Below are 25,698 nucleotides of genomic sequence, written 5' to 3' on the forward strand. Positions count from 1 at the left end.
GGGCATGCATCCTCAAGGCGAAAGTAGGTAGCCGCTGCGATAGGCTTCGGTGCCCGCGACATGGGCGATCACCATGCCGGCAGTGGCCATGCGTCGCAGCGAACGGGCGTACATCAGCCCGGCGGCGGTGCAATGGATAGGGGTGACACGATCATGGATCGGGTCGATGACTTCGGCGATCAGTTGCCCGGCTTCCAGGTATTGCCCTGGCACCGCAGTGAACACCAGCAACCCGCCCACCGGCGTGGCCACCGGCTCCACTCCGGCCAGCGGCGTGGCCGGGTAGGGCAGTTCGGGCAATGACGTGGGTTCGCCGGCAATGGCGCCGAAGTGAATCAGGTAATCGATCAACGCCTGGCAATCGGCGCTGGCCAGCGGGTGATAGACGTCGCCCTGGCCACGCAACTCGACGGTGACCGATAAGCTGCCCAGCGGAATATCGAAGTGCTCGCCGAAGCGTTCCTTCAACTGCCACCAGAGCAGGGTGAAGCATTCATCAAACGACTGACCGCCAGAGTCGGTGGCCAGCAAACTCGCCTCGGCACCGATGTAGCGCGCCAGCGGCTCAACCTGCGGCCAGGCCTCGGGCGTGGTGTAAAGGTGCGTGACGGCTTCGAAATCGCAATGCAGGTCGAGCACCATGTCCGCGTCACAGGCCAGCCGTTGCAGGGTCAGGCGCTGGGATTGCAGTTGAGTGCCAGCCGTTTGGCGGGCGAGAGCATTGCGCAGGCTGGTACGAATCAGTGTGAGGTTGTGCTGCGGATCGTCGCCGAGTTGGCCTTCGATCTCATTGCCGACTTCTTCGCTCAAATCGACGAACCAGCGGTTGAAGTTCTGGCCGCTTTCCAGTTCGTAGCGGCCCAGAGGCACATCCATCAACACCTGTTCCAGGCCGACCGGGTTGGCCACGGGCACCAACACGATTTCGCTGCGCAGGCGGCCGGCGGCTTCCAGCTCCGCCAGACGCTGCTTGAGGTGCCAGGCCACCAGCATGCCGGGCATTTCATCGGCGTGCAGGGACGACTGGATGTAGATCTTGCCCGCGACGTTGGCCGGGCCGAAATGAAAGCTGTGGATCTGTCGTGCGGTCCCAGGCAGTGGGGCCAGCAAGTCATGTTTCTGGTGGCGCATCTGAAAAAATCCTAGTGAGTCGGCCCGAGGAAGGCCAGCCATCGGCGTTCAGCGAGGCGGAACAGGCCGACCAGCGCAAAGGTCACGCATAGGTAGATCAGCGCGGCGATACCGAACGACTGGAAGGTCAGGAAGGTCGCCGAGTTGGCGTCCCTTGCGACTTTCAGGATGTCCGGGATGGTCGCAGTGAAGGCGACAGTGGTCGAGTGCAGCATCAGAATCACTTCGTTGCTGTAGTACGGCAACGAACGACGCAGGGCTGAGGGCATGATCACGTAGGCATAGAGCTTCCAGCCAGTCAGACCGTAAGCCTTGGCCGCTTCGACTTCACCGTGGTTCATGCTGCGGATCGCCCCGGCGAAAATCTCCGTGGTGTAAGCGCAGGTGTTCAGGGCGAAGGCCAGGATGGTGCAGTTCATCGCATCACGGAAAAACGCGTCCAGCACCGGTTGCGCACGGATCGCGGCCAGGCTGTAGATCCCGGTGTAACAAATCAGCAGCTGGATATACAGCGGCGTACCACGGAACAGGTAGGTGTAGAACTGCACCGGCAAGCGGATGTAGAAGTGCGGCGACACCCGGGCGATGGACAGCGGGATCGACACCAGGAACCCGATGAAGATCGAGGCGCTGAGTAGCCACATGGTCATGGCCAGGCCGGTGATGTGGTAACCGTCGGTATAAAGGAAGGGTTTCCAGTATTCCTGCAAGAGTTCGATCATCGTACGGCCTCCCGGGAGCCGGCGGCGTAGCGGCGTTCAAGCCAGCGCAGAACGAAGTTGGAAGCACTGGTGATCAGCAGGTAAATCAGCGCTGCCAGCACCAGGAAATAGAACAGTTGATAGGTGCTTTTACCGGCGTCCTGCGCAGCCTTGACCAGATCGGCAAGGCCGATGATCGAGACCAGGGCAGTGGCTTTGAGTATCACCATCCAGTTGTTGCCGATGCCCGGTAGGGCAAAACGCATCATTTGCGGGAACACCACAAGACGAAAACGTTGGCCGCGTTTCAGGCCATAGGCGGTGGCGGCTTCAACCTGGCCCCGTGGCACGGCGAGAATCGCCCCGCGGAAGGTTTCAGTGAAGTACGCGCCGTAAATGAAGCCCAGGGTGATGACGCCGGCGCTGAACGGGTTGATCTCGATGTATTCCCAATCCATGTACTCGGTGAACGTCGTCAGCCAGGTTTGCAGGCTGTAGAAAATCAGCAGCATCAACACCAGATCCGGCACGCCGCGAATCAGCGTGGTGTAGACCTGCGCGGGTACGCGCAGCAGTTTGACTTTGGACAGTTTGGCACTGGCGCCCAGCAGTCCGAGCAAAACGGACACTAAAAGCGACAAGACCGATAATTTGATGGTCATCCAGGTGCCTTCCAACAGCAAAGGACCGAAGCCCTTGAGGCTGAAGGCTGAGAGCCCCAGGTTTTGTAAGAGGTTTTCGAACATAAATCAGCAACCTGATCGAGTAAAAAAAGCGCCCATCGCGAGATGGGCGCCGGGCATTATTTGCCGCTGTACAGATTCAGATCGCCAAAGTGTTTTTTCTGAATGGTGGCGTAGGTGCCATCGTCGTGTAACGCTTTGATACCTTTATCCAGAAGTGCCTTCAGGTCTTTGTTACCTTTCGAGATACCGACAGCTGTTTTGGCTGGCAGCAGTGGGTCATTAAATGGCTTGCTGACTTCGTAATCGGCGCCTTGTGGCGACTTCAAAAAGCCCAGTTCGGCTTGCAGCATGTCCTGAATCGAAGCATCCAGACGACCGGAAGTCAGGTCCGCATAGACCTGGTCCTGGTTGGCGTAGGCCTGAGTGGTCACGCCAGCCTTGTCCAGCACGGCTTTGGCGTAGGCTTCCTGGATGGTGCCCTGCTCGTAACCGACCTTTTTACCCTTCAGCGAAGCGATGTCGGTGGTGACGCCGGAACCTTTCTTGTAGACAAGGGAAGTCGGGCCGGAGAACAGCTCGCTGGAGAAGTCGATGACTTTTTCGCGGGCTTCGGTGACGGTCATCGAAGAGATCACACCGTCGAATTTATTGGCCTTGAGGCCCGGAATCATGCCGTCGAAATCGCTTTCGACCCATTTGCACTTGACCTTCAGCTCGGCGCAGATCGCGTTACCCAGATCGATATCGAAGCCAACCAGGCTGCCATCCGCCGCTTTGGACTCGAACGGTGCGTAGGAAGGGTCAACGCCAAAACGCAGCTCTTTGTATTCCTTGGCCAGCGCGGAGCCAGCAGCCATGCACAACGCCAGTGCAGAAAGGGTCAGCAATGCTTTTTTCATTATTCAATCCCTAAGAACCAATATGAGCGCTTGTGGCGCAGAATTATTGTTACTGGAAAGCGTAAGACCTAATGAAAGTAGCAATTTCCGAACCAGAGTCCCGAACAAGCGTTTTAAAAGGTGATTAAAGAAAAGGTTATGACGCATTTGTGCACGAAAGTGGGCGTCGGGAAATTGGTGCACTAGAATGGTGCGATCAGGCGCAAAAACCATGTGCGAGCGGGCTTGCTCGCGAAAGCGGTGTGTCAGTCAAATAATCGTTGCCTGACACACCGCTTTCGCGAGCAAGCCCGCTCCCACATTTTTGATTCATTCAGGTCAGTAAGTCTTGCAGCGTTGCCAGGTTATCGGCCTCTTCGACCGTCTTATCCTGGCGCCACCGCAACATCCTTGGAAACCGCACCGCAATCCCACTCTTGTGCCGCCGCGACCGGGCGATCCCCTCAAACCCCAGCTCAAACACCAGGCTTGGCGTCACGCTGCTCACCGGTCCGAACTTCTCCAGCGTGGTTTGGCGGACGATGCCGTCGACCTTGCGCATTTCTTCATCGGTCAGTCCTGAATACGCCTTGGCGAACGGCACCAGCGTCCGCTCGCTCGCCTCGGGCGGCCCGTCCCACACGGCGAACGTGTAGTCGCTGTAGAGACTCGCTCGACGACCATGACCCTGTTGCGCATAGATCAACACCGCATCGACGCTGAACGGCTCGACTTTCCATTTCCACCAGACGCCCATGTCCTTGGTCCGACCCACGCCATACAGCGAATCCCGGGCCTTGAGCATCATGCCTTCGACACCGAGCCGGCGAGAGGCTTCCCGTTGCCCGGCGAGGTCGAACCAGTCTTCGCCGGTCAGTACTGGCGACGCCAGCAGCACCGGGCTGTTGCAGGTGGCGATGACTTGCTCCAATTGGGTGCGACGCTTTGCCTGAGTCTGGTTGCGCCAGTCTTCGCCTTGCCATTCCAGCAGGTCGTAGGCGAGTAACACCACCGGCACTTCATCGAGGATTTTCCTGCCCAGGGTTTTACGGCCGATGCGTTGTTGCAGCAAGGCGAAGGGTTGCACCGCCGGGGGCTTTGAGGATTGCGGGTCGAAGGCATCCTCGGTGGTGGGGTGTGCAGACTTCCAGGCGACGATTTCGCCATCGATCACCGTGCCGTCCGGTAAACCATGGGTCAGCGCTTCCAGTTCGGGAAATCGCTCGCTGACCAGTTCTTCGCCCCGGGACCAGATCCACAGTCGCCCCTCGCGCTTGACCACTTGGGCACGGATGCCGTCCCACTTCCATTCCACCTGCCATTGGCTGGCGGGACCGAGCAGGGCTTCGAACTGCTCGACCGGTTGCGACAAGGCATGGGCGAGGAAAAACGGATAAGGCTGGCCACCGCGTTGGGCATATTCATCGTCGGAGGGCGGCGCGATGAGTTTCAGGTAATGGGCGGCCGTCGGGCGTTTGGACAGATCGGTATACCCCACGAGGCGCTGCGCCACGCGTTTGCTGTCGAGCCCGGCCATGGCTGCCAGCGCTCGCGTAACCAGTAATTTGGAGACGCCGACGCGAAAACTGCCGGTGATCAGTTTGATGCACAGCATCAGGCTGGCGCGGTCCAGTTGCGCCCACAGGGCGGGCAATCGCCTGGCCAGGAACTCCGGGTTTTCACCTCGCAGCGGCAGAAGCTTGTCTTCGATCCAAGCGGCCAGCCCGTCGGTAGAACTGTGGGTGGCTTCGGGTAGCACCAGCGAGATGGTTTCCGCCAGATCGCCAACCGCTTGATAACTCTCTTCGAACAACCATGTCGATAACCCGGAAATCTCCACCGCCAATTCCCGCAGCGCACGCACCGGCACTAACTGCCGAGGGCGGCCGCCAGACAAAAAGTACACGGCCCACGCCGCATCTTCTGGTGCGGCTTGGGCAAAGTAAGCCTGCATCGCCGCCAGTTTGTCGTTGCTCGAGGTGGTGGCGTCGAGTTCGGCATACAACCGGGCGAAGGCTTTCATGGCAGCACCTCGGCAGCGTCCACGTGTTCTACCTCATCGTCACCGTATTCGGTGCTGAACGCCTGGGCATCGAGGCCTTGTTCACTCAGATGACGAACCAGCACGCCCACCGAACCGTGAGTGACCATCACCCGCTCGGCCCCGGTCTGTTCGATGGCCCAGAGCAGTCCCGGCCAGTCGGCGTGGTCCGAGAGCACGAAACCGCGATCTACACCGCGCCGCCGCCGGGTGCCGCGCAAACGCATCCAGCCACTGGCAAAACCATCGCTGTAATCGCCGAACCGACGCATCCAACTGCTGCCACCTGCGGATGGCGGGGCAAGCACCAAGGCCCTGCGCATGATCGGGTCGTTCTTTTGTACCTCACCGGCATAAATCGTTGGCGGCAAGTAAATCCCACCGTCGCGATAAACCCGGTTGAGCGGCTCAACGGCGCCATGCACCAGAATGGGGCCGATGCTGGCCTCGATGCCGTGGAGAATCCGTTGCGCCTTGCCGAAGGAATAGCAGAACAGCACGCTGGCTTTCCCGGCCACGACGTTGGCCTGCCACCACTGATTGATTTCGGCAAAGACCTGCGCCTGAGGTTGCCAGCGATAGATCGGCAAACCGAAGGTCGATTCAGTGATGGAAGTGTGGCAACGCACCGGTTCGAAGGGCGCGCAGGTGCCGTCGGGCTCGATCTTGTAATCCCCCGAGGCAACCCAGACTTCACCACCGTATTCCAGGCGCACCTGGGCCGAGCCGAGCACATGGCCGGCCGGATGAAAACTCAGGGTGACGCCGTGATGCAGCAAGCGCTCGCCGTAGGGCAGGGTTTGCAGGTTGAGGTCTTGGCCAAGCCGTGCGCGCAGGATGCCTTCACCGGGGGCGGCCGCCAGGTAGTGTTGATTGCCGGCGCGGGCATGATCACCGTGCGCGTGGGTGATCACCGCACGCTCCACCGGGCGCCACGGGTCGATATAGAAATCCCCGGCGGGGCAGTACAAACCTTCGGGACGAGCGATAACAAGATCCATGTTGTTACCAAAATGGAGGGACTTGTTAGCTATGAGGTTTGCGCGGGGCGAGAAGTTCTATCGGGCTTTCGGGTCTAGCGACATTCCCATGTGGGAGCGGGCTTGCTCGCGAAGGCGTCGTGTCAGTCAACATCATCGTTGCCTGACACACCGCTTTCGCGAGCAAGCCCGCTCCCACATGGGGTTGGTGGTGATGCTTACTTACCGGGGATTAGCGTCAACCGCGCCTTGCCATACACCTTGTCAAAGTTCTGTGGCTGCATCGGCAGGCTCATGTACTGGCCCTTGAGCCACGGATCGATGCTGTCGAGGTAGTTCGGACTCGCCGGGTTGCCGGACTGGCCCGTACCGTTCTGGCCCATCAGCGGTTCGACCTGGCCGAAGTCGACGATAAAGCGCATGGACGGCACCAGCGTGGTGTTGAAGTCCTGACCCCAAGCGAACGCCGCAGTGTTCAGCGTGGTGTGATCGCCACCGGCCGCCAACGGACCGCGCACGGTCTGGCCACTGGCATTTTTCCACTCGTAGCGGTGCAGTTTGCCCCACTGCCAGGCTTTGTGATCGCCGCCCAACTGACTGTCCCCCGCAGTGATCGCTGCCGCCAGGCTACGGGCGAGGATCGCCGGTTTATCTTCTTTCTGCGGCGTGCGGACGTCATCCCAGAACGGGCTGTCCTCGCGACCGAGCAGGTGATCGGCCTGAGCGGCGTAGGACAACTTACCGTTGGCGACAAAGGCTTTCCACGCCGGGCTGGTTTCCGGGCCCAGTTCGTCAAGGAAGATTTGCTTCATGCTTTCTTGCAGGAACAGCTCATAAATCGCTGCATCGGCGGAGGTCGGGCTGAGCTTGCCGTCGAACGCCATCAAACGCGTCAACGCCTCGCGCGCCTTGCCACGATCGGCCACCGGCAGCGCTTCGATCGCCTGTTTCAGCGGCTGGGACATGCCCGGCGCCTCAAACATTTTCTTCAATTTGGCGGCGAAAGTGGTGGTCTGGTCGTATTGCATGGCGATCAGGCTGCGGGTGTCGTGCTTGCCGACGCCGGCCAGTTCCGCCAGACGTTCGCCACGTTCCGGGGCTGCCCAGGAGTTGGACAACTGCATGCCGTAACCATGGGGAATGACACGCTGGTTGGCGGTGCCGAGCCAGCCTTGGGCCGGGTCCTGATCGTACGGGTGCAGCATCGGGTCGGCGTAACCGTCCCAATCGTAGCGACCGTCCCAGCCCGGCGATGGCAGCAAGCCTTCGCCTTCACGGCGGTTCGGGTAACGACCGGTGACCTGCCAGCCAATGCTGCTGGCGTCGGCAAACACCAGGTTCAGGGCGATGGCGCGTATTTCACGGCTTGCATCCGAGGCTTTCTCGACGGTCTGCGCACGGGACAGGTCGAAAAATGCATCCAGGGTTTTGTCGTCGGTGAAGCTCGGGGTCTGCAAGGCCAGGCCGAAACCATTGGCCATCGTCAGGCCTTGGGCACTGTTGAGCAGCGGCCCGTGGCGGGTTTCGTACACCGCTTCGCGAATCGGCCGCTGGCCTTTGACGAAGTAGGTTTCGTTACGCACGCCCACCGGCTGCCATTTGCCGTTCACTTCGTATGAAAGGCCATTGCCCTGGCGTTTGATTTTTTCCAGGAACAGGTCCTGGTTGTCGCCCATGACCGTGGTCATGCTCCATGCCACTTTGCCGTTGAAACCACCCAGTACCATAGGCAGGCCGGCGATGCTGACGCCAGCGGCCTGATATTTCGGCGCGCGGATCTGCACGTAGCTGTACAGCGACGGCACGCCCATCGGCCCGTGACTGTCGCTGGCCAGCAGGCTTTTGCCGCTGCGGCTGCGTTGCGGGCCGATCGCCCAGTTGTTCGACGAGGTGGCGCCCAGCAGGTTCAGGTCGGACAGTTGCCCGGTGGCTTTGGTGATTTCGGCCAGACCCGGGATCGCGCCGTTGAGCTTGATGCCCTGGAGTTTTTCCGCTTCAGCCAACGGCAGTTTTTCGTCGGGAGCGGAGGGCGTCAGCCACGGGAGCTTATCGGTGCTGACGGTTTGGGCGATGACCAGCGAAGAGATTTCTTCCGGCAGGTTGGCCGACTGGCTGAAATTCAACAGGCAGAAAATCAGCGCCGAATCTTCCGGCTGCCAGTATTCAGGTTTGTAGCCGGTGGCAGCGAGGTCCGCCGGGAGCTTGTCGCGATAGCGGAACAGATAGGCGTTGACGCCCCGGGCATAGACTTCAAAGAAGCGCTTGAGCCGTGGCGAAGACGCCTTGTACAGCTCGCCGGCGCTTTTCTTTAGATTGACGGCGCGCATGTAGCGGTCGGCGTCGAGCAGGTCCGGACCGGACATTTCTGCCAGACGGCCTTCAGCCAACAGGCGCATGGTCACCATTTGGGTGATGCGGTCGCTGGCGTGCACGTAACCGAGGGTGAACAGCGCGTCGTGGAAGCTGTTGCTTTCGATCAACGGCATGCCCATGGCATTGCGCCGAACCGAAACGTTCTGCGCCAGGCCTTTGAGCGGCTGCACGCCGGAGGTCGGCGGGAGGGTGTCCTGGGTGTTCCAGGTCTGACAACCGGTCAGGCTCAAAACACCGGCCACTGCTGCGGCAACGCCGAACCGGGGAAGAAAATGTGTAAGGGCTGGCGAGGCCATGGCAAAGCTCCTGCGGGGGTAGTAACGCAATAAAGGCGCTACGTTAGTGAGCAGGAGGTGGCCGCGCAAGCGGGGCGCAGGGTTATTTCAGGATTTGTCGGATAAACCACAATCCCGGAGGCGCGCAAGTCCCTTGTGGCGAGGGGCTTGCCCCCGTTCGGCTGCGAAGCAGTCGCCAATCCGTCACCGCGCGCGCTCTGCAAGAACACCGTTGCCGGTTTTGGGACCGCTGCGCGCTCCAACGGGGGCAAGCCCCCTCACCACAGAAGCCCCTCACCACAGGGGTTGTGCAGGTCTCAGGACTTGGGCGGGTTGACCTTTGCCGCAATCGCATACGCCTTCACCGTCGCCGGGCGGTTCTGGATGTGGGTGAACCAGCGCAGCACGTTGGGGAAGTCTTCCAGGTTCTGGCTCTGCCACTTGTGGGAAACGATCCACGGGTAAATCGCCATGTCAGCAATGCTGTACTCGCTGCCGGCGACGAATTCATTGCTCGCCAGTTGCTTGTCGAGCACGCCATAGAGGCGGGCGGTTTCGTCGATGTAGCGTTTGATCGCGTAAGGGATTTTTCCGGCGCGAACTGACTGAAGTGGTGATTCTGCCCGGCCATCGGCCCCAGACCGCCCATCTGCCAGAACAGCCATTGCAGCGCTTGCTGACGCCCGCGCAGGTCCTTGGGCAGGAACTTCCCGGTTTTCTCCGCCAGGTACAACAGAATCGCCCCGGATTCGAACAGCGATAAAGGCGCGCCGCCATCAGCCGGCTCATGATCGACGATGGCCGGAATTTTGTTGTTCGGCGAGATCTTCAGGAACTCAGGTTTGAATTGATCGTTCTGGCTGATGTTGATCGGGTACACGTCGTACTTGAGGCCAGCCTCTTCGAGGAAAATCGAGATTTTGTGACCGTTGGGGGTGGTCCAGTAATACAGGTCGATCATGGAATGCTCCAAAAAATAGACGTCGTTAGATACGGACAGCAACCGCTCGCATTAGGTCGTCCTGTTTGCACTGGAGAGCTTGCCTGTAGGAAGAGGTGATGCTGAAGTGCGTGAAATTCAATGACCCGACACGAGAAAAGTCAGCATGGAGCTCAAGACCAACGCGGCACTGGTCATCATCGACCAGCAAAAAGGCATCCTGCATCCAAAACTGGGGCGTCGAAATAATCCTCAGGCCGAGCAGCGAATCCTCGATTTGCTGACGTTTTGGCGTCGAACCGGGCGGCCAGTGATTCACGTGCAGCACCTGTCTCGCTCACCGGAGTCGGTGTTCTGGCCGCAACAATCCGGCGTGGAGTTTCAGGAACGATTTCAGCCAAAGGCCGGTGAGCAACTGATTCAGAAGCAGGTGCCGGATGCGTTTTGTGCGACGGGGCTGGAGGCGGGTTTGCGCGAGGCGGGGATTGATCAACTGATCATCGTTGGCGTGGCGACCAACAACTCGGTGGAGTCCACGGCGCGAACGGCCGGCAATCTGGGGTTTGATGCGTGGGTGGCGGAGGATGCGTGCTTTACCTTCGACAAGGCTGACTTTTTCGGCACGGCCCGTTCAGCCGAGGAGGTGCATGCCATGTCGTTGGGGAATTTGCATGGCGAGTACGCCACCGTCGTCAGCACCGCAGAGATCCTGAAGGCTGACTGAAATCTGAAATCCCTGTGGGAGCGAGCTTGCTCGCGATAGCGGTGTATCAGTCGACATAAATGTTGAATGTCAGTCCGTCATCGCGAGCAAGCTCGCTCCCACAGCGGATGTGTGGTGACCGCAGAATCGGGTCTCACGCAGATCAAATAATGAAATGGCTCCCCCGCCGCCCCCTGTGATCACCCACTAAGCTTTCACAGGGGGCTCATCGGAGACCGTTGCCATGAACAAAGTAGCTATTGTCGCCATCGATCTGGGAAAACACACCTTTCATCTGCATGCACAAGATGATCGTGGTCATGAGCTTTACCGCAAAAAGTTTAATCGGGCGGCGCTCATCCAGCATCTGGCCAATCTCGAACCCTGCACCGTTGCGATGGAAGCTTGCGGCGGAGCCCACTTCATGGCGCAGGAAGTCTCAAGACTGGGGCATATACCCAAACTCATTGCTCCGCATCTCGTGCGTCCGTATGTGAAAAGCAACAAGAACGACTTCGCTGATGCCGAAGCGATCTGCGAGGCTGCAACTCGTCCAACAATGCGCTTTGTGCCGCCCAAGAATCAGGCTCAGCAGGCGCTGGCCATGCTCAACTCGACACGTGATTCGTTCATCAAAGAACGTACTGCTACCGTCAATCGGATTCACGCAGCCCTCCTGGAAGTCGGAATCAGCTTGGCCCCAGGCTTCAAGTCCATCAAAGATCTTCCAGCGCTGCTTGAAGCACATCCACTTCCCGATTCCATCAAAAAACTACTGACCAGGCTGCGTGAGCACTTCAATTACTTGCACGAGCAGGTCAAGGCTTTGGATAAGGAAGTGGAGTGCCAAGCCGCTGAAGATGATCTGGCTGTTCGCTTGATGACGATGCCGTGTGTCGGCCCGATCACCTCCAGCGTCCTGGCTGCCGAGTTGGGCGATGGCAAACAGTTCAAGTGCGGCCGAGGCTATTCGGCCTCGATCGGGCTAGTGCCCAAACAACACTCCACGGGCGGAAAAACCGTACTTTTAGGCATCAGCAAGCGGGGTGACCGAAACCAGAGACGTCTGCTGATCCAGTGTGCCCGCGTCTATCTGATGCAGTTGGATCGACAGAAAGGAGCGCTGGCGGACTGGGTCCGACGGCTATGGGACAACCATCACTCCAATCATGTGGTCTGCGCACTGGCCAACAAACTGGCGAGAATCGCCTGGGCGATTGCAGCACACCACACCGAATTCGATGCGGGGCCAGGCGCGATGAACGCCTGACCCCGCTGTCACCCGAGCACCACCCACCTGGTTTGCGATGCTGGATAACAGATGACGTGAACGGCCAACCGGCCTGACGAAAACCCTGAGCTCCCACACGGCTGAAAGGCCGTCCAAGTAATTAGGATCGCCGGGCATCGATTCTCATCAAGGCGCGAATGGACCAACCTCCACTCAGACGCCGGATAGATGAAAGCAAGCCAAACACATCATCAAAAACAGTATTGCAGAAAAGGGGGAACCATAGATGTGGGAGCGAGCCTGCTCGCGATGGCGATTCAGCGGGCGAAGACGATCTTCGCCCGACGCATCAAGCGCCGTGGCACTTCTTGAATTTCTTGCCGTTGCCGCATGGGCAAGGGTCGTTGCGGCCGACGTCTTTCAAGGCGTTGCGCACCGGTTCCTGGTGAGCGTGGCCGCAGTTTGGGCCGTGGACATGGCCATGGTCGTGATCATGCTGGTCGTGGGCGTGATCGTCATGATCGTGGTTGCAGTCTGGGCCATGGACATGGGGTTGTTGGGTCATCGGGGTTACTCCGGAATTAAATCGGCGGGGATTATCACGCCATTGCGCGCCAGGTGCACGTAGTGCGCGATGAATAAACCGGTTTCCAATTCACCTTCCAGACGATAGGGCACGGGTTGCCTGGGGTTTTTCAGCATTTTCACCACGTCCCGGACCTTGGGCCACAGGTTGGTGCGGATCGGCACTTTGAAATAGGCGCTGTGCTTGGGGCCGACTGTGAACCAGTGCTCGTGTTCGCCTTCGGTCAGCAGCATGTCGCCCAGATGAATGCGGTATTCGATGCTGCGAACGGTCAAGTCACTGTCGTTCGGGTTGTCGACACGAAAGTGCAGCAGGAATTTCTGCTCCAGCAGTTTGGCCCGCACCACCTCTACCTTGACCAGATGCACCTGAGGATCCGGTTCGTCGTCGCTAAACCAGGACGCGCAGCCGCTGAGGCTCAGGAAAGTGAGCAAGGTGACAAGGTATAAGGCGCGACGTTGACTGAGCATGATGGTGTTTCTCCCTTGAGGCCCAGTCTAGTCCTAAAAGATCTCAATCTTTGTAGGCGCGAGCGGTGCGGCGATCCGACTTGCCCGCGAAAAACGATAACGCGGACTTTCAGAAAGACCGCATCAGCTTCTTCGCGGGCAAGTCGGATCGCCGCACCGCTCGCTCCTACGAAAAACTGCGATCTTTTGCCTTTATCTCAAACCCCGAAATACCCCGCACAACACTTCTTGAATTTCTGCCCGCTCGCGCATGGGCACGCATCATTTCGTCCGGCCTTGAGCTGCACGGTCGGGTCGATGAAGTACCAGCGCCCGGTGTTCTGCACAAACGAAGAACGCTCGCGATGGCTATGTTCACCGGTGCTGTCGTGCCAGCGCGCCGTGAAGGTGACGAAGGCGTGTTCCGGTTGGCCGCCGAGCACCTCGGAGCTTTCCACCTCAAGGCCCAGCCAGGTGCTTTGTGCGCTCCAGTCACCGATGGACTGACGATCCAGCCCTGTCTGTTGGGCGGGCAGGGTGGTCGCCACCAGATAGTCAATCAGCCCTAACACATAGGCGCTGTAGCGCGAACGCATCAGGGCTTCGGCGCAGGGGGCCGGATGACCGGCATGGTAATGACCGCAACAGGCATCGAGCAGGGTGCCGCTGCCACACGGGCAAATGGATGTACTCATTGCGTTACCACCAGTATTTCCCGAAGTTTTCCGGATTGGCCCAGAACCGTGAGTTGAGCCAGTCGGGCACCTGTTTATAGTCAAGCAAATCATAGGTGAACAACGTCAACACCTGATCGTCGCGCTGGAAGCGTTCGCTGGCTTGCAGGGCCAGGGAAAAAAGTCTGTTTCCTGCCAGCCACTGGCCGGTAAATCCGCCAGCACTGCGATACGACTGGCGTTGAGGTTGCGGATCCCGCCCAGCAGATTCAGACCGTCGCGTTTGGGCAGGTGCTCCAGGCAATCGACCACCAGCGCCAGATCAAAGCGTTGCGCCGCCAGTTCCGCAGGCAAGGCGCCGGGGGCGGCGTGAGCGACACAACTGTCCGGGTGCGCGAGCTTGAACGCCTCAAGTGCCGGGAACTGGCTGGCGCCTATCAGCAACAGGCGCATGGGTGCATAGCGGTCAAGCAAAGCGGCCAGCGCTTGCTGGGGCGTGCGCGAAGAAATACCTGCAATCATCAAAGATCCTCAATCAGAGTCTGCCAAGACTAGCCTGCCCCAACGTTCGGGCCTAGAGCCATGGTGTGCCAAAAGTGCTGATCTGCCGTGAACACGGGGAAAAACAGCAATGGCCTATTGCTGGCGGAGATTAAAACTCCGGTCTTTACTACCTGAATCGGTTCTAAGCCGATCCCTCAGGAGAAAACTAGATGAGCATAGTTCGGACAGCATTACCCTTGGTTCTGCTAACCAGTGTGTTGACTGGTTGCGCAGGTTTGCAGAAAACCGACTGGCCGACCTGTGCGGCGGTCGGCGGTGTCGTCGGTGCCGGTATCGGCGCGACCGAGAGTTCGGCGTGGGCGGGGTATGGCGCGCTGCTGATCGGCGGCACGGCAGCCGCTTATTGCTGGGTGCACGGCGCAGTACCCGAGAAGTGCCCGGGCACACCCAAAGGCGTACCGGTCGATGCTGACGGTTGCCCTGTCGCCGCACCTCCTGCACCAGTGGTTGAAGAAGTCGTGGTGGTCAAGGAAGAAACCATCGTCATCCGCGATGTTCACTTCCAGTTCGACAAAGCCACGCTCACACCTTCTGACAAACAGGTCCTCGATAAAGTCGCTACTCGCCTGAAACAGGAGTCCTCTACCGCACGCCTGACCGTGACCGGTCATACCGACAGCGTCGGCCACGCTGCCTACAACCAGAAGCTGTCGGACAGACGCGCGCATTCGGTGGTGGAGTACCTGATCCATGATGGCGTACCGCGCAGCAGCTTCGTGTCTGTCACCGGTAAAGGCGCAAGCCAGCCAGTAGCCGACAACAAAACTGCGGATGGCCGCGCATTGAACCGTCGTACCGAAATCAAAATCGACCGTTAAACCCCTTCCGCGCCGCGGCTTGTGCAGTCGCGGATGCGGGTCTTTCACTCCTGTGTGACCGGTATGGGCCGGTCACACAGGAGCATTCACCATGAGTGTTCTCGCAAGGACTGTCCTGCCGGCTCTGCTGCTTGGCAGCCTCTTGACCGCTTGCGCTACTCACAGCGATGGCACTGCCCCTCTGAATCAACGTACCTGACCGATCTGCAGCGTTATCGGCGGCCTGGTCGGTGGTGGCCAGGGCGCTATCGAAAGTGGCGAGGCAAGGGCGAAAGTCAGCCGTTGGCCGATAACGAGACGGAAGCAGGGCGGGCACAAAACCGTCGCGTGGAATTGCATATCAATCGCTGACACTTGGTGTAGAGCCTCGTTCTAGAGCCGCCGGACGACATTTTTCGTCGAGCCGGCGGTCATTCGGCGGCTCGCAGAAGATTTTTGTGTCGCCCTCTGGCTTATCTCGCGTGGAAGCCGTTACTGTGCGCGCAAAGAATAATGCTGCAAGGGGGCTGTATGAAGGTGTTTTGGGGGCTGGGGAAGGTGCTCACCTGTCTGTTTTGGTTGGTGGTGCTGGTCAATGTTCTGATTCCGTTTATCAAACCGCTGCACCTGTTGGTCAATCTGGCCGGCAGCCTGCTGCTGCTCACCCACCTGCTTGAGTTGTTGCTGTTGAACGGCAGCCTCAAAGGTCGCGCCCACCCTTGGCGTGATCGCCTGCAAATCCTCTTCGTCGGCATTTTCCATCTGCAAACCATTCCGGCCCCGGCCGTCCCAGGGGCATCCCATGCGTAAACTCTGTCTGCTCGCCGCACTCATCAGTCCATTGGCCTGCGCCCAAGTGGTAAGCGTCGAAACCAACTCGCTGATGCGCCTGCCCAACACGGCCAGTACGTTGCAGCTGGAACGGCTGGAAGTGGCTGACTACGGCACGTTGCTGATCCCCTCGAACGTGACCGAAGTGACGGTCGGCGAATTGCGCCTGGGGCGAGAAGCGCGCATCGCCATCGTGCCGGGTGAACAGGCGCTGGAATTGAAAGTCAGCCGTGCGAACTTGTCTGAAGGCAGCCTGATCACCTCGCGTGGTGCGCCGGGGACTTACCTCAAGGCTGCCCGCTCCGGGCGAAACCTGAACTTGCTGATCAAGTCGCTGAACGCACCGGTATTAACGGTGGATGCGCGCGGTGGTGCAGGCGCGCCGGGTTTTGTCGGTCTGGATGGCGGCAACGGTGAAGATCCGGGTTGCACCTGGGGTCAGGCCGGGCACGGGTTCGACGGCAGCAATGGCAGCGACGGTCAGCCAGGGGCGGCCGGTGCACTGGTGCGCCTGCAAGTGCCTCGCGAATATCCGGCAGAGCAAATCAAGGTTCAGGTTGCTGGTGGTGCCGGTGGTTTGGCCGGGCCTGGTGGCAAACCGGGCGCGGGTGGCAAGGCCAAGGGTTGCCTGGTTTACACAACGGATGGCGGCAAGAGCGGCCGCGCAGGGGCTGATGGCCAGCCAGGGCCGGTCGGTGCAGCGGGTGCTGTGACGCTTCAGCGGTTATAAACCCGTCGAGTAACCCTGTGGCGAGGGAGCTTGCTCCCGTTGGGCTGCGAAGCAGCCCCAAAACCATTCAACACGATTTCTCAGGATTAGCGCGTTGGATGGATTACGACTGCTGCGCAGCCGAGCGGGAGCAAGCTCCCTCGCCACAAGAGTTCGATGTTTCTAGAACATAGGCCTCGCCGCAGCAATCGCCACCAACACCAACCCGACAATCAGATTAATCCCCACCAACCGCCGAATCTTCCCAAGCGTCGCTGCGCCAGTCGGCCAATCCTGCGCCGCCACCGCTGTACGCAACTCCGGCAGCAACAACGCCTGAATCCGGATAAACAGCGCGGTCATCACCACATACAGCCCCATCATCACCTGCACATAGCGCGGCGCCGCTTCAAAGCCTGCGAACTGCAAATGAATCATGCCCACACCGCTGATCGGCAAAAGCACCACCGCCACCCAGACCCAGCGGAAAAAACCTTGAAACACTTCTACCCACAGCTTCAATCGGCCGGGGCCTTCCAGGGCCTTCATCGCCGCCGGGCGCAGGACCATCCAGGCGAAAAACATTCCGCCCACCCACACCAGGGCGGACAGGACATGCAGGGTATAAACGAGGCTAAAAGCGGTCATTGAGGTACTCCGTTCTGCGCGGGATTAATTAGCGCGGTATGATAGCCGCCCATCCGAACCACTGAAAATTTATCCAGCGTTTTTTGCGCCCGACAATCCATGATCAGTACCGAACTCAAAACCACGATCCAGGGCGCCTACTCGCGTTTTCTTGAAGCCAAGAGCCTCAAACCGCGCTACGGCCAACGCCTGATGATCGCCGAAATTGCCAAAGTTCTCGGTGACATCGACACCGACGACGAAGGCCGGCGCAGTGGCGACCCCGCGATTGTCGCGGTGGAAGCCGGCACCGGTACCGGCAAAACAGTGGCCTACAGCCTGGCGGCGATCCCGACGGCGAAGGCGGCGGGCAAACGCCTGGTGATCGCCACGGCCACCGTGGCCCTGCAAGAGCAGATCGTCTACAAGGATTTGCCTGACCTGATGCGCAACAGCGGGCTGAATTTCAGCTTCGCGCTGGCCAAGGGCCGTGGGCGCTACATGTGCCTGTCCAAGCTCGACATGTTGCTGCAGGAAGGTCACGCGCAAACCGCCACTGCGCAGCTGTTCGAAGAAGAAGGCTTCAAGATCGAGGTCGATGAGGCCAGCCAGAAGCTCTTCACCAGCATGATTGAAAAGCTTGCCGGCAATAAATGGGACGGCGACCGCGACAGTTGGTCCACCGCCCTGGAAGATGCCGACTGGGCGCGCCTGACCACCGATCACAGCCAGTGTACCAACCGTCATTGCCCGAACTTTGGCCAGTGCGCCTTCTACAAGGCCCGCGAAGGCATGGGCAAGGTCGACGTGATCGTCACCAACCACGACATGGTCCTGGCCGACCTGGCCCTGGGTGGCGGCGCCGTGTTGCCGGACCCGCGCGACACCATCTACGTGTTCGACGAAGGCCATCACCTGCCGGACAAGGCGATCGGTCACTTCGCTCACTACACACGCCTGCGTTCCACTGCCGACTGGCTGGAAGCCACCGCCAAGAACCTCACCAAATTGCTCGCCCAGCACCCGTTGCCGGGCGATTTGGGCAAGTTGATCGAGCAGGTGCCGGAGCTGGCTCGCGAGATCAAGACTCAGCAGCAGTTTATGTTCACTGCGTGCGAGCAGGTCGCCGATTTCAAACCCGGCGAAGACGTCGAAGGCCGTGAGCGGCCGCGTCACCGCTTCGTCGCTGGAGTGATCCCCGAGCACATGCGCGAGATGGGCGTCGAGCTGAAGAAAGCCTTCGCCCGCCTGACCGATTTGTTCACCCGCCTCACCGAGTTGCTCAAGGAAGGCATGGATGGCGAGGTCAACATCGGCATCGCCAGCAACCAGGCTGAAGAGTGGTATCCGTTGTTCGGCAGCTTGTTGTCGCGCTCTTCGGGCAACTGGGAGTTGTGGACCGCGTTCACCGCCGAAGACCCGGAAGACAACCCGCCGATGGCCCGTTGGCTGACCCTGGCCGAAAGCGGTTCGCTGTTCGACATCGAGGTCAACGCCAGCCCGATCCTCGCGGCAGAAATGCTGCGCCGCAATCTGTGGAACGTGGCCTACGGCGCATTGGTGACCTCGGCGACACTGACCGCACTCGGCACGTTCGACCGCTTTCGCATGCGCGCCGGCCTGCCGAAAAAAGCCGTGACGGCGGTGGTGCCGAGTCCGTTCCATCACGCCGATGCCGGTGTGCTGCGGGTGCCGGACCTGAAAGCCGATCCGCGTGACGCGCCGGCCCACACCGCCGCGATCATTCGCGATCTGCCGGCACTGGTCGAAGGCTCGCGCGGCACCCTGGTGCTGTTCTCCTCGCGCAAACAGATGCAGGACGTGTTCGACGGCCTCGACCGCGATTGGCGCAAACAAGTGTTCATTCAAGGCAACCTGTCGAAACAGGAAACCCTGAACAAGCACAAGGCGCGGGTCGATGGCGGGGATTCCAGCGTGCTCTTCGGCCTCGCAAGTTTTGCCGAAGGCGTGGACTTGCCCGGTGCGTATTGCGAGCACGTGGTGATCGCCAAGATTCCATTCTCGGTGCCCGACGATCCGGTGGAAGCCGCGTTGGCCGAATGGATCGAAGCCCGGGGCGGCAATCCGTTCATGGAAATCTCCGTGCCGGACGCCTCGCTGAAACTGGTCCAGGCTTGCGGTCGCTTGCTGCGGACTGAAGAAGACCGCGGCACCATCACTTTGCTGGATCGGCGTCTGGTCACCCAACGCTATGGCAAAGCGATCCTCAATGCGTTGCCACCCTTCCGACGTGAAATTTCCTGATACACGGGTGGGCAGTTTTGCCCAACCCGTTGTCTATTTCTCCGCCATCGCTTTTCCACTGGCCCATTGAGGTCGTTAGGGAGAATTTCGTTCTCATGATTCGTCGTTCGCTGCCTGCTGTATTTGCCCTGTTGTTCGCAACGCCCTTGCTGGCCGCTCCCGCAGGCCAACAGACGCTGTTTAACTTTGTGCGCCCCGCTGATGTGGTTTCGGTGGCGACCCAGGACGCCAGCCTGCCGCAATCCAACGCCGAACAAACGGCCGAAGGCGAAGTCTTGCGCCGGGTCACGTTCAACCCAGTGGCCCGGCCAACCTTGCGCCTGACCCCGCAAACGGGTGCCTGGGACTGGTCGCAGTCGGGTGTCATGAGCTTGCGGGTCCAGAGCGCGATGAACTGGGCCTTGACCCTCTACGTGACGATCCAGAGCAACGATGGCAAGACCCTGGTCAGCCGCGTCGATCTGCCGGCCGGCCCGGCGCAAACCCTGCTGGTGCCCTTGGTCGCCAGTTCGCCGTTGAGCCAAGGCATGAAGGCCGGTCCGCCGATGCCGATGACCTTTGACGGTCAGCGCGTGTTGCTGGCCAGCAGCGCCGGTGAGCTGGATCGCAGCCAGATCGTGTCGGTGACCTTGTCGATGGATCAGCCGAAAGTCGCCCAAAGCATCTTGCTGGAACGCTTCGGCGTGCAGGACGGCGCGGACGTGACCAAAGCCGCCTATGGCGGTTTGGTCGACGCTTACGGTCAATCGACCCGAGCCAAATGGCCAGAGAAAGTCAGCAGCGACGAGCAGCTGAAATCCGCTGCCGCGAAAGAACATCAACAGCTGAAAACCTGGCTGGCCGAGCGCGAGAAATCGTCCCTGGACCAATACGGTGGCTGGAACAAAGGCCCGGCGTTCAAGGCCAGCGGCTTTTTCCGGACCGAGAAACGCGATGGTCGCTGGTATCTGGTAACGCCTGAAGGACACCCGTTCTACTCACTGGGCGTGAACACCGTCGCCCCGGACGTCAATCAAACCTACATCGCCGGTCGCGAGTGGATGTTTGAAAACCTGCCAAAACCCGGCGAGCCGCTAGCCAGTCAATATGGCGAAGGCGACAACCGTGGCGGCAACGGCGCCGATCAGGGCCGTGCCTACAACGCCGGCCGTTGGTATGACTTTTACGGCGCTAACCTGCAGCGCCTCTATGGCGAACCTTGCGCACCGGGCAGCGACACCAAGGCCGGTGTTGCCGAAGCCGCCAAGGCCGACGCGGTTGCGGCGACAGTTGAGAAAGCCGCTGAACCGCCGGTCGTTCCTTCGGCTACCGAATCCGGTGTCGCCGAAGCTGCCAAGAACGGCGCCGTAGAAGCGACTGTCGCGAAAGCAGCCGAGCCAAAAACCACCGAGCGCTGCAAAGCAGTGGTTGATGAAAAACGCTGGGCCAGTCATACCCTGGATCGCCTGCAAGCCTGGGGCTTCAACACCATCGGCAACTGGAGCGCCCCGGCACTGGGCAATGCTGACCGCGTGCCGTACACCTTGCCGCTGTCGATCGTCGGCGATTACGCCAGCATCAGCACCGGAACTGACTGGTGGGGCGGCATGCCCGACCCGTTCGACCCGCGTTTCGCCATGGCCACCGAGCGTGCCGTGGCCATCGCGGCTCGGGATCACCGTGACGACCCGTGGCTGATCGGTTACTTCGCAGACAACGAACTGGCTTGGGCCGGTCCCGGCGATGATCCGAAATCCCGTTACGCCCTGGCCTACGGCACGTTGAAAATGACCACCGACGTGCCGGCCAAACGCGCATTTCTCAAGCAATTGCGCGACAAGTACCGCAACCAGGCGGGCCTGTCGAAAGCGTGGGGCATTGATCTGCCGGCCTGGGAATTGATGGAAGACCCGGGCTTCGAAGCGCCGCTGCCAAGCGCCGATCACCCGGAAATCGAAGCTGACTTCAAATACTTCCAGAAGGTGTTTGCGGACACCTACTTCAAGACCATTTCCGATTCGCTCAAGTGGCACGCGCCGAACCAGTTGTTGTTGGGTGGTCGTTTCGCCATCAGCACCCCAGAGGCCGTCGAGTCCTGCGCGCAGTATTGCGATGTGCTGAGTTTCAACATGTACACCCTCCAACCGCAGGACGGTTACGACTTCGCCAAGCTGCGTAGCCTCGACAAACCGGTGCTGATCACCGAGTTCAACTTTGGCTCGGCGGATCGCGGCCCGTTCTGGGGCGGCGTGACGCAACTGGCGAAGGAAGAAGATCGTGGCCCGGCTTACGCCAACTTCCTCAAACAGGCGATGAGTGAACCGTCGATTGTCGGTGTGCACTGGTTCCAGTACCTCGACCAACCGGTGACCGGTCGTCTGCTGGATGGCGAAAACGGGCACTTTGGTCTGGTGGGCATCACTGATCTGCCATTCCAGGGTTTCGTCGACAGCGTGCGCAAAAGCAATTTGCTGGCCGTCGATCAACTGGGCAAAGAGGCCGAGAAGGCCAAGGCTGAAGCGGATAAGGCCAGCCACGCCGCAACAGAAGGCGGCCGAAAAGGCGAGGCCGGCAAAGGTCCGGGGCAGGGCGCTGGCCATGCGGGTGGGCATTCCGGGAATGGTCATTAAGCACTGAGACCTGTGGCGAGGGAGCTTGCCCCCGTAGGACTGCGCAGCAGTCCCGTTCTTTTTAGGGCGAAATGGGGCCGCTTCGCAGCCCAGCGGGAGCAAGCTCCCTCGCTACAGGTACAGTGTTCATCCCTAAATATGGGTGTGAGGGCTTGCCCTCTGGCTACTCACTATTTCTGAATAAATCTATGGGCGGGTACACCGCCCAGCCCGCACCTGTTCCCAAAACCCTCCGGGGCTGGAACAATGCGGACCACTTTGTAGAGCGTTAATCCGGGGGAGTTGCGGGTGCAGATTCAGGGTCATTACGAGCTTAAGTTCGAAGCGGTGCGCGAAGCCTTCGCCGCGCTGTTCGACGATCCCCAGGAACGTGGCGCGGCGCTGTGCATCCAGGTCGGCGGTGAAACCGTTCTCGATCTCTGGGCCGGTACCGCCGACAAGGACGGCACCGAAGCCTGGCACAGCGATACCATCGCCAACTTGTTCTCCTGCACCAAGACCTTCACCGCCGTCACCGCGCTGCAACTAGTGGCTGAAGGCAAGCTGCAACTCGATGCTCCGGTTGCGCGCTACTGGCCCGAATTTGCCGCCGCCGGTAAAGAATCCGTGACGTTGCGCCAATTGCTCTGCCATCAGGCCGGTCTGCCGGCCCTGCGCGAGCTGCTGGCCCCTGAAGCGCTTTATGACTGGCAAACCATGGTTGACGCGTTGGCCGCCGAAGCCCCGTGGTGGACGCCGGGCCAGGGCCACGGCTATGCCGCGATCACTTACGGTTGGCTGGTGGGCGAGTTACTGCGTCGTGCCGACGGTCGTGGGCCGGGGGAGTCGATTGTGGCGCGGGTCGCCAAGCCGTTGGGCCTGGACTTCCACGTCGGCCTGGCTGACGAAGAGTTTCATCGCGTGGCGCATATCGCACGGGGCAAGGGTAACGTCGGCGATGCCGCGGCCCAGCGCCTGCTACAAGTGACAATGCGCGAGCCAACGGCCATGACCACCCGGGCGTTCACCAACCCGCCGTCGATCATGACCAGCACCAACAAACCGGAATGGCGGCGCATGCAACAACCCGCCGCCAATGGCCACGGCAATGCCCGCAGCCTGGCCGGTTTCTACGCCGGTCTTCTGGACGGTAGCCTGCTGGAAAGCGAAATGCTCGATGAGCTGACCCGCGAACACAGCCTCGGTGAGGACAAGACTTTACTGACCCAGACCCGTTTCGGCCTGGGTTGCATGCTCGATCAACCAGATGTCCCGAACGCTACCTACGGCCTCGGCCCACGGGCGTTCGGTCATCCGGGCGCGGGCGGCTCCATCGGTTTTGCTGACCCAGAACATGATGTGGCCTTCGGCTTTGTGACAAATACCTTGGGGCCGTACGTGTTGATGGATCCACGCGCACAAAAGCTCGTACGGGTACTTGCCGCTTGTCTGTAAAGCGATGCTGAAAGGTCCTGCACAGGAACCTCGTTACCTTTTTTGATTCAAAGCGTCTGTTTATGCGGTCCGTTGTGGGCGTGCATTTATTACTTCATTTTGTGGATATCCAATGTCATCTAATAAAACTCTCGCTTTGGCAGTGTGCTTCGCCATCACCGGTTGCGCACAAACTCCGCAAAATGACGCCGCGGGCGACAGCCACTGGTGGCAGTTCGGTTCCTCCGACAAAGTGGCGACCAAGGATTCGGCGCCAGCCGCCAAGCCTGCTGCGACACCTGCCGCTGCTCCGGCTCCAGTGAAAGCGGCCGCCGCCGCGCCGGTTGCCAAGGCTGAAAGCGCCAGCCATTGGTACTGGCCGTTCGGTTCCGATGACGGTGCCGCCAAGCCGGCCGCCACGCCTGACGTAAAAGCTGAAGTCAAACCCCAAGCCACGCCTGCCGTTGTGGCCAAGGCCGATGCCGACACCGGTAGCAAGTGGTGGTGGCCGTTCGGCGGCAAAGACCAACCTACCGCCAAAGTCGTGCCGATGCCGGACCCGAAAGTCACCCAGGCCTGGCTTGATGACTACGAACCGCGTCTGCGTGAAGCGATCAAGGACAGCAACCTGCAACTCGAACGCCGTGAAAACGTATTGGTCGTGATCGCGCCGATTGACAGCTCGTTCAACCCGAAGCGTCCGGGCATGCTGCTGCCGGTAACCCTTGGCCCGTTCACTCGCGTGGCGAAGATTCTCGAAGTCGATCCGAAAACCGCCGTGCTGGTCCTCGGTCACAGTGATACTACGGGCGTCGCCACGGATAACGTGAAACTGAGTCAGGAGCGTGCGCAATCGGTTGCAGCGATCTTCCGCCTCAGTGGTTTGCAGCGTGATCGCCTGATGTTGCGTGGCATGGGCGGTGACGCACCGCGTGCCGCCAACGACAGCCAGGAAGGTCGAGCCATGAACCGTCGTGTGGAACTGCTGGTGACCCCGCAAAACACCATGGTAGCGTTGCTGAGCAAGTACAACATGCCAGCTCCGGCGCCGATGACCATGATCGCTGCTCAGACCGTCAAGCCTGTGGCCGCGCCAGTCACACCTGCACCTGCCGCGACGAAAGCTGCTGTGCCCGCCACGAAAAAGGCTTCAGCCAAGAAAGCGGCGGCCAAGGCTCCAGCGAAGAAGGCCCCGGCCAAGAAGGCTGCAACCCCAGCCAAGAAAACGGCCCCGGTCAAAGACGCGTCTGACGACGGCAAAGTCGCTGACGCCAGCAAAAAGTAATTCGTTAACCAGAAGGAATGCGCCATGACCCAGGCCCTGGCTGATATGCGTCGCGACTACACCCGCGACGGCTTGACCGAGGCGCAAGCCCCGGCCGAGCCGTTCGCGCTGTTCCATCAGTGGTTCGCCGATGCGGTGAAAACCGAGCAGGTGCCGGTCGAGGCCAATGCAATGACCCTGGCCACCGTCGATCCGGACGGTCGACCGCATTGCCGCATTCTGCTGCTCAAGGGCCTGGATGCTCAGGGCTTTACCTTCTTCACTAACTACGAAAGCGCCAAGGGCGAGCAGTTGGCGGCGAACCCGTTCGCCGCCATGACGTTTTTTGGCCGACCCTGGAGCGTCAGGTGCGCATAGAGGGCCGCGTGGTGAAGGTTACGCCGCAAGAGTCCGACGCCTACTATCAGGTTCGGCCACTGGGCAGCCGCCTCGGTGCCTGGGCTTCGCCCCAGAGCCGCGTGATCGCCGGTCGTGGCGAGTTGGAAGACTTGCTCAAGGCTACCGAGCAGCGTTTCAGCGACACTCAACCTGACTGCCCGGAACATTGGGGCGGTTATCGTTTGCTACCCGAGCGCATCGAGTTCTGGCAAGGCCGTCCGAGCCGCCTGCACGATCGCCTCAACTACCGCTTACAGGGCGCTGACTGGATTCTTGAACGTCTGGCACCCTAAGCGCTCTATCGACCGGGATAGCCTGCTGCAGCGGCTTCAAGCCACTGCGGCAGGTCTCGACGCTTGATTCTCTGCGCTTGAGCGTTCGCCAGTTGCTGGAGCATGAAGGCTTTTTTCTGCTCGTCCTTCCCGGCCAAGGCTAACGCCAGATCGCGGTCCATCCAGCGTTTGATCCGTATGTACAGCCACCCGTGGAAGTACAAACCGGCCAGCGTCGTGACCACAATGATGAAATAATCCATGAAAATCCTTGGCTCAACGGCGCAGTTTTAGTCATTT

At 60.1% G+C, this 25,698-nt stretch carries 21 protein-coding genes and 4 pseudogenes; 11 read left to right on the forward strand and 14 right to left on the reverse strand.

Annotation, left to right across the window (positions count from 1 at the left end):
- Nucleotides 1-12: 12 nt before the first annotated feature.
- From RHM58_RS15440 to RHM58_RS15475, 8 genes and pseudogenes are all read right to left on the reverse strand, one after another.
- Complete coding sequence (locus tag RHM58_RS15440) at nucleotides 13-1,131, reverse strand: succinylglutamate desuccinylase/aspartoacylase family protein (protein ID WP_201201226.1); 1,119 nt, start codon at nucleotides 1,129-1,131, stop codon at nucleotides 13-15.
- Between the two features lie 11 nt (nucleotides 1,132-1,142).
- Nucleotides 1,143-1,853 carry an ABC transporter permease gene (locus RHM58_RS15445; protein WP_201201228.1) on the reverse strand — a complete coding sequence of 237 codons (711 nt, stop codon included), beginning with the start codon at nucleotides 1,851-1,853 and terminating at the stop codon, nucleotides 1,143-1,145.
- Nucleotides 1,850-2,578 carry an ABC transporter permease gene (locus RHM58_RS15450; RefSeq protein ID WP_201201230.1) on the reverse strand — a complete coding sequence of 243 codons (729 nt, stop codon included), beginning with the start codon at nucleotides 2,576-2,578 and terminating at the stop codon, nucleotides 1,850-1,852. Before RHM58_RS15450 ends, RHM58_RS15445 begins: the two co-directional genes overlap by 4 nt.
- Before the next feature lie 56 nt (nucleotides 2,579-2,634).
- Nucleotides 2,635-3,417, reverse strand: coding sequence for a transporter substrate-binding domain-containing protein (locus tag RHM58_RS15455; protein WP_201201232.1), 783 nt, complete (start codon nucleotides 3,415-3,417; stop codon nucleotides 2,635-2,637).
- Between the two features lie 313 nt (nucleotides 3,418-3,730).
- Nucleotides 3,731-5,419, reverse strand: coding sequence for an ATP-dependent DNA ligase (locus RHM58_RS15460; RefSeq protein ID WP_322270703.1), 1,689 nt, complete (start codon nucleotides 5,417-5,419; stop codon nucleotides 3,731-3,733).
- Nucleotides 5,416-6,438 (reverse strand): ligase-associated DNA damage response exonuclease, encoded by a 1,023-nt coding sequence (locus tag RHM58_RS15465; protein WP_322270704.1) that lies wholly within the window; start codon nucleotides 6,436-6,438, stop codon nucleotides 5,416-5,418. The genes RHM58_RS15460 and RHM58_RS15465 overlap by 4 nt, the downstream gene beginning before the upstream one ends.
- A 197-nt stretch (nucleotides 6,439-6,635) precedes the next feature.
- On the reverse strand, nucleotides 6,636-9,086 hold the full coding sequence (locus RHM58_RS15470; protein WP_322270705.1) for a penicillin acylase family protein: 2,451 nt from the start codon (nucleotides 9,084-9,086) through the stop codon (nucleotides 6,636-6,638).
- Between the two features lie 296 nt (nucleotides 9,087-9,382).
- Nucleotides 9,383-10,026 (reverse strand): annotated as a pseudogene (locus RHM58_RS15475) (glutathione binding-like protein).
- Nucleotides 10,027-10,171: 145 nt separating this feature from the next.
- On the opposite strand from RHM58_RS15475, the gene RHM58_RS15480 reads away from it, so the two are divergent.
- Together RHM58_RS15480 and RHM58_RS15485 are read left to right on the forward strand one after the other, a co-directional pair.
- Nucleotides 10,172-10,729, forward strand: coding sequence for a cysteine hydrolase family protein (locus RHM58_RS15480; RefSeq protein ID WP_201201239.1), 558 nt, complete (start codon nucleotides 10,172-10,174; stop codon nucleotides 10,727-10,729).
- Nucleotides 10,730-10,952: 223 nt separating this feature from the next.
- Nucleotides 10,953-11,978 (forward strand): IS110 family transposase, encoded by a 1,026-nt coding sequence (locus RHM58_RS15485; RefSeq protein ID WP_201256610.1) that lies wholly within the window; start codon nucleotides 10,953-10,955, stop codon nucleotides 11,976-11,978.
- A gap of 310 nt (nucleotides 11,979-12,288) precedes the next feature.
- Here RHM58_RS15485 and RHM58_RS15490 read toward each other — a convergent pair whose 3' ends face one another.
- The 4 genes and pseudogenes from RHM58_RS15490 to RHM58_RS15505 all read right to left on the reverse strand — a co-directional run bounded on the left by RHM58_RS15490 (nucleotide 12,289) and on the right by RHM58_RS15505 (nucleotide 14,170).
- The gene (locus RHM58_RS15490; protein WP_201195404.1) at nucleotides 12,289-12,504 is read right to left on the reverse strand and encodes an SEC-C metal-binding domain-containing protein; all 216 of its coding nucleotides are present in this window, start codon (nucleotides 12,502-12,504) and stop codon (nucleotides 12,289-12,291) included.
- Between the two features lie 5 nt (nucleotides 12,505-12,509).
- The gene (locus RHM58_RS15495) at nucleotides 12,510-12,995 is read right to left on the reverse strand and encodes an LEA type 2 family protein (protein ID WP_322270706.1); all 486 of its coding nucleotides are present in this window, start codon (nucleotides 12,993-12,995) and stop codon (nucleotides 12,510-12,512) included.
- Between the two features lie 197 nt (nucleotides 12,996-13,192).
- Nucleotides 13,193-13,669 carry a YchJ family protein gene (locus RHM58_RS15500; RefSeq protein WP_201201245.1) on the reverse strand — a complete coding sequence of 159 codons (477 nt, stop codon included), beginning with the start codon at nucleotides 13,667-13,669 and terminating at the stop codon, nucleotides 13,193-13,195.
- A gap of 4 nt (nucleotides 13,670-13,673) precedes the next feature.
- Nucleotides 13,674-14,170, reverse strand: a pseudogene (locus RHM58_RS15505) (DUF6231 family protein).
- Between the two features lie 191 nt (nucleotides 14,171-14,361).
- Between RHM58_RS15505 and RHM58_RS15510 the strand changes: the two are divergent.
- The 4 genes and pseudogenes from RHM58_RS15510 (at nucleotide 14,362) to RHM58_RS15525 (ending at nucleotide 16,570) form a co-directional block, all read left to right on the forward strand.
- Nucleotides 14,362-15,030, forward strand: coding sequence for an OmpA family protein (locus RHM58_RS15510; RefSeq protein WP_201201249.1), 669 nt, complete (start codon nucleotides 14,362-14,364; stop codon nucleotides 15,028-15,030).
- A gap of 91 nt (nucleotides 15,031-15,121) precedes the next feature.
- A pseudogene (locus RHM58_RS34065) lies at nucleotides 15,122-15,289 on the forward strand (OmpA family protein); the annotation flags it as partial.
- 251 nt (nucleotides 15,290-15,540) lie between these two features.
- Complete coding sequence (locus RHM58_RS15520; RefSeq protein WP_201255546.1) at nucleotides 15,541-15,819, forward strand: DUF1145 domain-containing protein; 279 nt, start codon at nucleotides 15,541-15,543, stop codon at nucleotides 15,817-15,819.
- Entirely contained in the window at nucleotides 15,812-16,570 is a 759-nt protein-coding gene (locus RHM58_RS15525; protein WP_201255545.1) for a collagen-like protein, read from the forward strand. Before RHM58_RS15520 ends, RHM58_RS15525 begins: the two co-directional genes overlap by 8 nt.
- Nucleotides 16,571-16,732: 162 nt before the next feature.
- Here the strand turns inward: RHM58_RS15525 and RHM58_RS15530 are convergent, their stop codons facing one another.
- Complete coding sequence (locus tag RHM58_RS15530; RefSeq protein WP_201255544.1) at nucleotides 16,733-17,197, reverse strand: CopD family protein; 465 nt, start codon at nucleotides 17,195-17,197, stop codon at nucleotides 16,733-16,735.
- A gap of 99 nt (nucleotides 17,198-17,296) precedes the next feature.
- Between RHM58_RS15530 and dinG the strand changes: the two genes are divergently transcribed.
- The 5 genes and pseudogenes from dinG to pdxH all read left to right on the forward strand — a co-directional run bounded on the left by dinG (nucleotide 17,297) and on the right by pdxH (nucleotide 25,419).
- Nucleotides 17,297-19,441 (forward strand): ATP-dependent DNA helicase DinG, encoded by a 2,145-nt coding sequence (gene dinG, locus RHM58_RS15535; protein WP_201201257.1) that lies wholly within the window; start codon nucleotides 17,297-17,299, stop codon nucleotides 19,439-19,441.
- Between the two features lie 95 nt (nucleotides 19,442-19,536).
- Nucleotides 19,537-22,050: a beta-agarase gene (locus RHM58_RS15540; protein ID WP_322270707.1), complete on the forward strand. Its 2,514-nt coding sequence runs from the start codon at nucleotides 19,537-19,539 to the stop codon at nucleotides 22,048-22,050.
- A 288-nt stretch (nucleotides 22,051-22,338) separates the two neighbouring features.
- Nucleotides 22,339-23,484 (forward strand): serine hydrolase domain-containing protein, encoded by a 1,146-nt coding sequence (locus tag RHM58_RS15545; RefSeq protein ID WP_201201261.1) that lies wholly within the window; start codon nucleotides 22,339-22,341, stop codon nucleotides 23,482-23,484.
- A 112-nt stretch (nucleotides 23,485-23,596) separates the two neighbouring features.
- The gene (locus tag RHM58_RS15550; RefSeq protein ID WP_201201263.1) at nucleotides 23,597-24,748 is read left to right on the forward strand and encodes an OmpA family protein; all 1,152 of its coding nucleotides are present in this window, start codon (nucleotides 23,597-23,599) and stop codon (nucleotides 24,746-24,748) included.
- Nucleotides 24,749-24,772: 24 nt separating this feature from the next.
- Nucleotides 24,773-25,419 (forward strand): annotated as a pseudogene (pdxH, locus tag RHM58_RS15555) (pyridoxamine 5'-phosphate oxidase).
- A gap of 5 nt (nucleotides 25,420-25,424) precedes the next feature.
- On the opposite strand, the gene RHM58_RS15560 reads toward pdxH, so the two are convergent.
- Nucleotides 25,425-25,661, reverse strand: a complete 237-nt coding sequence (locus tag RHM58_RS15560) for a hypothetical protein (protein WP_201201266.1) — start codon at nucleotides 25,659-25,661, stop codon at nucleotides 25,425-25,427.
- Nucleotides 25,662-25,698 lie beyond the last annotated feature (37 nt).

The sequence above is a fragment of the Pseudomonas sp. 10S4 genome (assembly GCF_034344865.1).
Taxonomy (GTDB): Bacteria; Pseudomonadota; Gammaproteobacteria; order Pseudomonadales; family Pseudomonadaceae; genus Aquipseudomonas.

Excerpts from the sequence above, each read along its gene's own strand:
- RHM58_RS15530 (WP_201255544.1), bottom strand. The coding sequence starts at position 17,197 with ATGACCGCTTTTAGCCTCGTTTATACCCTGCATGTCCTGTCCGCCCTG.
- RHM58_RS15465 (WP_322270704.1), bottom strand. The coding sequence starts at position 6,438 with ATGGATCTTGTTATCGCTCGTCCCGAAGGTTTGTACTGCCCCGCCGGG.
- RHM58_RS15495 (WP_322270706.1), bottom strand. The coding sequence starts at position 12,995 with ATGCTCAGTCAACGTCGCGCCTTATACCTTGTCACCTTGCTCACTTTC.
- RHM58_RS15480 (WP_201201239.1), top strand. The coding sequence starts at position 10,172 with ATGGAGCTCAAGACCAACGCGGCACTGGTCATCATCGACCAGCAAAAA.
- RHM58_RS15520 (WP_201255546.1), top strand. The coding sequence starts at position 15,541 with ATGAAGGTGTTTTGGGGGCTGGGGAAGGTGCTCACCTGTCTGTTTTGG.
- RHM58_RS15540 (WP_322270707.1), top strand. The coding sequence starts at position 19,537 with ATGATTCGTCGTTCGCTGCCTGCTGTATTTGCCCTGTTGTTCGCAACG.
- RHM58_RS15445 (WP_201201228.1), bottom strand. The coding sequence starts at position 1,853 with ATGATCGAACTCTTGCAGGAATACTGGAAACCCTTCCTTTATACCGAC.
- RHM58_RS15470 (WP_322270705.1), bottom strand. The coding sequence starts at position 9,086 with ATGGCCTCGCCAGCCCTTACACATTTTCTTCCCCGGTTCGGCGTTGCC.
- RHM58_RS15490 (WP_201195404.1), bottom strand. The coding sequence starts at position 12,504 with ATGACCCAACAACCCCATGTCCATGGCCCAGACTGCAACCACGATCAT.
- RHM58_RS15455 (WP_201201232.1), bottom strand. The coding sequence starts at position 3,417 with ATGAAAAAAGCATTGCTGACCCTTTCTGCACTGGCGTTGTGCATGGCT.
- RHM58_RS15450 (WP_201201230.1), bottom strand. The coding sequence starts at position 2,578 with ATGTTCGAAAACCTCTTACAAAACCTGGGGCTCTCAGCCTTCAGCCTC.
- RHM58_RS15525 (WP_201255545.1), top strand. The coding sequence starts at position 15,812 with ATGCGTAAACTCTGTCTGCTCGCCGCACTCATCAGTCCATTGGCCTGC.
- RHM58_RS15485 (WP_201256610.1), top strand. The coding sequence starts at position 10,953 with ATGAACAAAGTAGCTATTGTCGCCATCGATCTGGGAAAACACACCTTT.
- RHM58_RS15440 (WP_201201226.1), bottom strand. The coding sequence starts at position 1,131 with ATGCGCCACCAGAAACATGACTTGCTGGCCCCACTGCCTGGGACCGCA.
- RHM58_RS15560 (WP_201201266.1), bottom strand. The coding sequence starts at position 25,661 with ATGGATTATTTCATCATTGTGGTCACGACGCTGGCCGGTTTGTACTTC.
- RHM58_RS15460 (WP_322270703.1), bottom strand. The coding sequence starts at position 5,419 with ATGAAAGCCTTCGCCCGGTTGTATGCCGAACTCGACGCCACCACCTCG.
- RHM58_RS15550 (WP_201201263.1), top strand. The coding sequence starts at position 23,597 with ATGTCATCTAATAAAACTCTCGCTTTGGCAGTGTGCTTCGCCATCACC.
- dinG (WP_201201257.1), top strand. The coding sequence starts at position 17,297 with ATGATCAGTACCGAACTCAAAACCACGATCCAGGGCGCCTACTCGCGT.
- RHM58_RS15500 (WP_201201245.1), bottom strand. The coding sequence starts at position 13,669 with ATGAGTACATCCATTTGCCCGTGTGGCAGCGGCACCCTGCTCGATGCC.
- RHM58_RS15510 (WP_201201249.1), top strand. The coding sequence starts at position 14,362 with ATGAGCATAGTTCGGACAGCATTACCCTTGGTTCTGCTAACCAGTGTG.